The following is a 5,979-nucleotide window of genomic DNA, read 5'->3' as shown; positions in this document are numbered from 1 at the left end:
GCTCGGGCTGGCTTGCCAGCACCAGGGTTTGGAAGCGTTCGCCGTAGAGCTCGCCCAGGATGGCAATGGCAGCGGCGGCCACCAGGGCGTTGCGGCTGCGGCTGCCGCAGCTGGCCTGGGCACCCCTACCGCCCTGACTGAGAAACCAGTCTGCGAGCAGGGCGGCAACGCCGGGGTCCAGGGTGCGGCGCAACTGCCAGGGATTGGCGTAGAAATCGGGCTGGCCGCCGAAGCCAGCCAGGCGCTCGCGGATCAGGGCTTCATCCTGGCTGAACAGACCCGTTGCCGGCCCGGCGGCGGGGGCTGGTTCGGGGCTGGTGCCGGTTGGGGCAGGCTGGTCGAGGGGGGAAGGCTGCACCAGCAGCTGCTGGGGCACCAGCTCCACCTGCTCGGCCGCCACGGCCAAGTCCTGCAGGGCGCCCACCAGATAGTCCTGGAAGCCCTTGATGCGCCTGGCCATGGCATCGGCCTGGCCGGCAAAGCTGGTTTCGATCTCTTTTTGGATCTGGCTGCGGCGGGTTTCCAGATGGCCGATTTCCTGCAGCAACGCCTCGCGACGCTCGCGCAGTTCAGTGAGGGCCAGGTCGCTCCAGGCTTGTTCGGGGCTGGGGTCGTCAGTCATCGCGATCGGAATCGGAACGCTCAGCTGGGTTGAGTTGGCCCAGGTGCTGGGCCAGTTGCTGCCGCAGGGTGGCGGCATCAAAGAGCAGTGGCAGCAGGTGGATGCTGCGCTGCTCACGGAAGTAAAACAACGCGGGCAACCCTGGCCAGAACAGTTTCCAGCCCAGCCATTCGGCATAGGGGAAGCTGCGCAGCAGGGTCTGCTGGCGCCATACCAGCATGGCATCGCCGCCAAACTCCAGCCGCAACAGGCTTGTCTGCAACAGCAAAAACAGGCCCAACAGCGCCACTGACAGGCTCAACCAGAGTGCGCCGCCCCAAAGGGGAAGGAGGCCAAGGGCGGCCAGAGCCAGCCCGATCACCCCAAGGGCGACGCCGTAGCTGGGCGCCAGCACCACGCCGCTGGAGCCAGGGCTCAGCTCCGTATCGCCAGTGGGGGAGTTGGAGGAGGGCATCAGCCGAAAAGCAATTTGGTGAGCAGGGCGTCCATCAGGGCGACGGTGACCAGGATCATCACCACGGCCCCGGTGGTGCTGGTGCCCACCTCCTTGGGGCCCCCGCGGGTTGTCAGGCCCCAGCCGCAGGCGATCACGGCGATCTGCAGGCCGAAGACCAGGGCCTTCAGCAGCATCGACGGCAGGTCGTCTGGCTCCATCCAGGTGCGCACGGAGTTCCAAAAAACCGATGGGGGGATGCTGTAGAGGATCGTGCTGCTCACCTGGCCTGACCAGATCCCCACCCAGAAGAAGAGCAGGCACTGCACCGGCGCCATGATCACCATGGCCAGCACCCGGGGCACCACCAGGTATTCGACCGGGTCGGTGCGCAGCATGGTGATGGCGTCGATCTGCTCGGTCACCTTCATGGTGCCGATCTGGGCCGCATAGGCCGTGGCCACCTTGCCCGTGAGCAGGGTGGCGGTGAGCAGGGGCGCTATTTCCCGCGACAGCCCCAGGGCCAGCAGCCCCCCCACCGTGGCGCTGGCGCCTTGCTTGCTCAGCTCCGCTGCCACCTGGATGTTGAACACAGTGCCGGCTGCCAGGGCGGTGATCAGCACGATCAGAAAGCTGCCGGGGCCGGCCTCCATTAGCTCCTGCATCAGGTCGTTGAAGCCGATGCGGCCCTTGGCGACGGCACTCACCGCCTGGCCGCCGATCAGCAGGCTGGAGCCCAGGCGTGACAGCCAGCGGGGGGTCTTGAACCAGACGGGACGCTTCATGGTGATGGCGATGCCGGCCGGCGGTGCAGACCCTTCTCAGGCCAGCGTCGCATCACCAGGAGGCCGGCAGCGATCAGAACCGCTGGAATCAGGCCCATGCAGAGGCGGATCGTGGTGAGGGCTGAGCCTGGCTGAACCAGTCCCTCACTGGCCTGGTAGCCACTCCAGCTGAGCACATTGCCGAGGGCGAACACGGCTACGCCGATGCCCAGTTTCTGGGTCACCACCATCCAGGCCGTGTAGAGGCCTGCCGGTTGGTCTGGGTCCGCATCGATCGCATCGGGCAGCAGGGCCCAGGGGATCAGATAGGCAGTGGAGGCCCCGAGGCCAATCACCACGATCGTGAGCACGAGCAGGGCCAGCCCCAGGCTGTTACTGGCTGTGGCCAGGGGAGCTGCGCTGGAATCCATGGGGATCAGCAGCATGGCCGCCAGACAGCCGGCGATCCAGAGGCCGGTGCCCCAGCGCAGGGCGCAGATCCGGCCATGGCGGCCCGCTACCCGGCTCCACAGCTGCAATCCCACCAGGGCGCTCAGCTGGAAGGGGATCAGGATCCAGGTGCTCCAGCTTTCGGGCAGGTGCATCACCACGGCCAGGAAAATCAGCGAAACCGGCTGCATCAGTTGCAGGGCGCACCACAGCAGCAGGTAGAGGCCCAGCACTTTCAAAAAGAGGGGGTTGGCGGCGAGCCGCCGCAGCTGGCGGCCGAGCGGCTCGGGCTGGCCCTTGGGTCGCTGGCAGGTGCGTGCAAAGGGAGCCAGCCCCCAGCAGCACAGCAGGGTGAAAACCGTGAGCAGCAGCCCGGAAACCCAGCCCATGCGCAGGTAGCCCGGCGCTCCCTGGCCCACCAGCAGGGCCCCCAGCACCAGGCCCGCCAGGCCCGCCAGGATTGAGCCGGTGAACCGGCTTGCGTTCAGTTCGGTGCGCAGCTGGGTGGAGCCGGTGAGCTCCGAGGCGAGGGCCGAGTAGGGCAGGTTGACGCAGGTGTAAAGGGCCATGGCCACCAGCTGGATCAGCACCAGCAGGGCGAACTTCTGCCAGTCGCTTCCCGGCGGAACCCACCACATCGCCACCAGGGCGAGGCCCAGGGGGATGGCGCTGCCGGCCATCCAGGGCAGGCGCGGCCCCCAGGGGTGTTTGGTGTGGTCGCTCAGCCAGCCCACCAGCGGATCGTTGATGCCATCCCACACCTTGAGCACCATCAGCACCAGGCCCGCCATCCAGGCCGGCAGCCCCACTACGCCTGTGTAGAAGACAAATAGATAGAAGCCCAGTTGGGTGGCGGCCATGCCGGTGCCGATATCGCCGAGGCCGTAGCTCCAGAGCAGTCGTCGCCGGGCCGACTTGCCCAGGCTTGGGTTCGTTGCCGCGCTGGGGTCAGGCGTCACAGACGGCAGTTCTGGATAGGCGGGGTGATCGAGTCATAATGCAGGAGCCGAGGGAAGCAAGCCTCCTGCTGGGGGCGAGTTCACGGCACCGCTTCAGTGCATCCGTGCTGACTCGGGCGTAACTGATGCGGGCGTAGTTTAGTGGTAAAACCTCAGCCTTCCAAGCTGATGATGCGGGTTCGATTCCCGCCGCCCGCTTCCTTTTCTCAATAAGGCCGCCTCCTAGAGCTCCGTTCCCTTGAGCAACGGCGCCGCCACCAGCAGCATCAGGCTGCGGCTTTGTAGGGGGGCGCCGGTGGGCAGCCAGGGCTGGGGCTCGGATGGCAGGTCGTCGCCGGGTGGGAGGGCGGTGTCGATCACCCGCAGCCAGCCGTTGGGACAGGCGGGGAGCTCGAAGTGCATCGCCTTGCTGTAAGAGTTCAGACCACACCAAACCAAGGGACCCTGACGGCTGTCTTGAAGACTCCAGGCCAGGGTGTGGGACCAGCTGGCCCAGTCTGGCTTGTCCAGTTCGACCCCGTGCCACTGGCGCCAGAGATTGCCGCGATCGCTGCTGCGCCGTTGGGGCGTCTCATCGATGCTTTGCTCCGGGTTGAACAGGGCTGCCAGGTGGGCCCTCAGCTTCAGCAGCCGGCGCAGAAACAGCCGCAGGGCCAGGTCGCCCTCGTCGGGCTGCCAATGCATCCAGCCCAGGGGGTTGTTCTGGCACCAGCTGTTGTTATTGCCCCCCTGGCTGCGGCGCACCTCGTCGCCCATCAGCAGCATGGGCACCCCCGGTGCCAGCAGCAGGCTGGTGAGCAGGTTGCGTAGCTGGCGCTCCCGCAGGGCGGTGATGGCGTGGTCGGAACTGGGCCCCTCGATGCCGTGGTTCCAGCTGTTGTTGTGGTTGTCGCCGTCGCGGTTGTCTTCGCCGTTGGCGAGGTTGTGCTTGCCGTTGAAACTCACCAGGTCGGCCAGGGTGAAGCCGTCGTGGGCGGTGAGGAAGGTGATGCACTGGCCCGGGTGCACCGGTGCGTTGGTGAACAGGTCGGGGCTGCCGCTGAGCCGCTGGGCCATGGTCCAGCAGGTTTTCTCATCGCCCTTCCAGAAGCGCCGCAGGTCGTCACGGAAGCGGCCGTTCCAGGTGGCCACCCGGCGGGCTGGAAAGTCAGAGAGGCGGTAGAGGCCGCCACAGTCCCAGGGTTCGCTGATCAGTTTGAGGTCGCTGAGGTCGGGATCGGCCTCCATCTCCTCAAACAGCGGCGGTGTGTCCAGCGGTGCCAGGTTGTCGCCCCGGCTGAGGGCGATCCCCAGGTCGAAGCGAAATCCGTCGATGCCCAGTTCGGTGGCCCAGCAGCGCAGGGATTCCAGGATCAGGCGTCGCACCAGCGGGCGGTTGGCGGCGATGGTGTTGCCGCAGCCGCTGACATCCTGGTAGTCCCCCCTGGCGCTTTGCTGGTAGTAGAGGCGATCGCAGAAGCCGCGCCAGCTCAGGGTTGGGCCATCCTGATTGCCCTCGGTGGTGTGGTTGTACACCACATCGAGCAACACCTCGATGCCGGCCCGGTGGCAGGCGGTCACCAGCTGCCGCACCTGGTTTCGGCCGCTGAGCGGGTCGTCGCCCACCAGGTAGTCGGGGTGGGGGGCCATCCAGCTCAGGGGGCTGTAGCCCCAGTAGTTGTGGCGACCAGCCGGCGCGTCATGGGGATCGAAGGCCATCACCGGCAGCAGCTCGATGGTGGTGATGCCGAGCTCGCGCAGGTAGGGCAGGGTGGGGATCAGGCCCAGCAGGCGCCCCTGGTGCTCCTCAGCCACGGGACAGCCCGGCCCCTGGGTAAAGCCGCCCACATGCAGCTCGTAGATCACGCTCTTCTGCCAGCTGTGGCGAGGCCTGGGGGCGTGATGGAAATCAAACCGATCCCGCTCGGTCACCACTCCCTTGAGGCATTGGCTGGTATTCGGGGCCGCCCCTACGGCACTGCCCCGCCCATAGCCGCTCCAGCCGGCGATGGCCCTGGCACAGGGGTCGAGCAGCACCTTGGACGGGTTGAAGCCATGGCCGCCGGGCTGCAGCGCTCCGAATACCCGATAGCCGTAGCAGCTCCCCAGCCCGAGACCCTCCACCTCCACGTGCCAGTGGTCGCCGGAACGGTGCCGCTGGTCGAGCTCCACAATCCGGTCGGCTTCGGTGGCGTCGCCGTGGCTGAAGAGCAGCAGTTCGATCCGGGTGGCCAGGGGGGCAACCACGGAGAAATTCACACCCCTGGCGGTGAGGCTGGCACCCAGGGGCCAGGGATGGCCGATGTGGAGCCCCTTGCCCGGGTGGTGGTTGGCGATGGGGTCCATGGAGAGCTCAGGACTGTTGAATTGGACCGTCAATGGGCCTGGCCTGGATACGGCAACGTTAAGCAGGCCTTTCGCTGGGGGCAGCAGGATCCTGCTGAGGTTCCCGTCTCCAGACCTTCTTCCCCTGCTCTCCCCACCCGCCGCCGCCCCAGCCTTGGCCTTGCTCACCCAGCCCCCCGAACCCGGCCGCCCGCCCCAGCAGGTGATTGCGGGGTTGTGGCTGTTCGCGCCCAGCCGCGAAAGCCAGGGAGGTAGCAGCTGGTTGCTGGAGGGCTGGGCCTATGGCGGTGATGGCGACCTGCTGGTGGATTGTCCCGGGTACACCCAGGCCAATCTGGAGATGCTCCAACGGCGCTCGCTCCAGGTGGGTCCAGGCACGATCGTGCTCACCAGCCGCGAGGGGCATGGGCGCTGCCGCCGCTTTCA

Annotated in this window: 5 protein-coding genes, 1 tRNA gene and 1 pseudogene; 2 read left to right on the top strand and 5 right to left on the bottom strand. The window is 66.9% G+C overall.

What is annotated here, in order from left to right:
- The 4 genes from KBZ15_RS16630 to KBZ15_RS16615 form a co-directional block, all read right to left on the bottom strand.
- On the bottom strand, positions 1–622 hold a 622-nt coding region (locus KBZ15_RS16630; protein ID WP_255016321.1), incomplete at its 3' end, for a DUF3086 domain-containing protein.
- A complete protein-coding gene (locus tag KBZ15_RS16625) occupies positions 615–1,076 on the bottom strand; it encodes a DUF3119 family protein (RefSeq protein ID WP_255016320.1) in 462 nt (153 codons plus the stop codon). The genes KBZ15_RS16625 and KBZ15_RS16630, both read right to left, overlap by 8 nt.
- Positions 1,076–1,840 carry an ABC transporter permease gene (locus KBZ15_RS16620; RefSeq protein ID WP_255016319.1) on the bottom strand — a complete coding sequence of 255 codons (765 nt, stop codon included), beginning with the start codon at positions 1,838–1,840 and terminating at the stop codon, positions 1,076–1,078. The genes KBZ15_RS16625 and KBZ15_RS16620 overlap by 1 nt, the downstream gene beginning before the upstream one ends.
- Entirely contained in the window at positions 1,837–3,237 is a 1,401-nt protein-coding gene (locus KBZ15_RS16615; protein WP_396123527.1) for an MFS transporter, read from the bottom strand. Before KBZ15_RS16615 ends, KBZ15_RS16620 begins: the two co-directional genes overlap by 4 nt.
- A gap of 118 nt (positions 3,238–3,355) precedes the next feature.
- On the opposite strand from KBZ15_RS16615, the gene KBZ15_RS16610 reads away from it, so the two are divergent.
- A tRNA-Gly gene (locus KBZ15_RS16610) sits at positions 3,356–3,426 on the top strand.
- Positions 3,427–3,450: 24 nt separating this feature from the next.
- On the opposite strand, the gene KBZ15_RS16605 is transcribed toward KBZ15_RS16610, so the two are convergent.
- Positions 3,451–5,553: a glycogen-debranching protein gene (locus KBZ15_RS16605; protein WP_255016317.1), complete on the bottom strand. Its 2,103-nt coding sequence runs from the start codon at positions 5,551–5,553 to the stop codon at positions 3,451–3,453.
- A gap of 154 nt (positions 5,554–5,707) precedes the next feature.
- Between KBZ15_RS16605 and KBZ15_RS16600 the strand changes: the two are divergent.
- A pseudogene (locus KBZ15_RS16600) lies at positions 5,708–5,979 on the top strand (MBL fold metallo-hydrolase); the annotation flags it as partial.

It is taken from the genome of Cyanobium sp. BA20m-p-22 (genome assembly GCF_024346275.1).
GTDB lineage: Bacteria > Cyanobacteriota > Cyanobacteriia > PCC-6307 > Cyanobiaceae > Cyanobium_A.
Note: the sequence above shows the minus strand (reverse complement) of the source record. Positions and strands in the feature narration are given on the sequence as shown.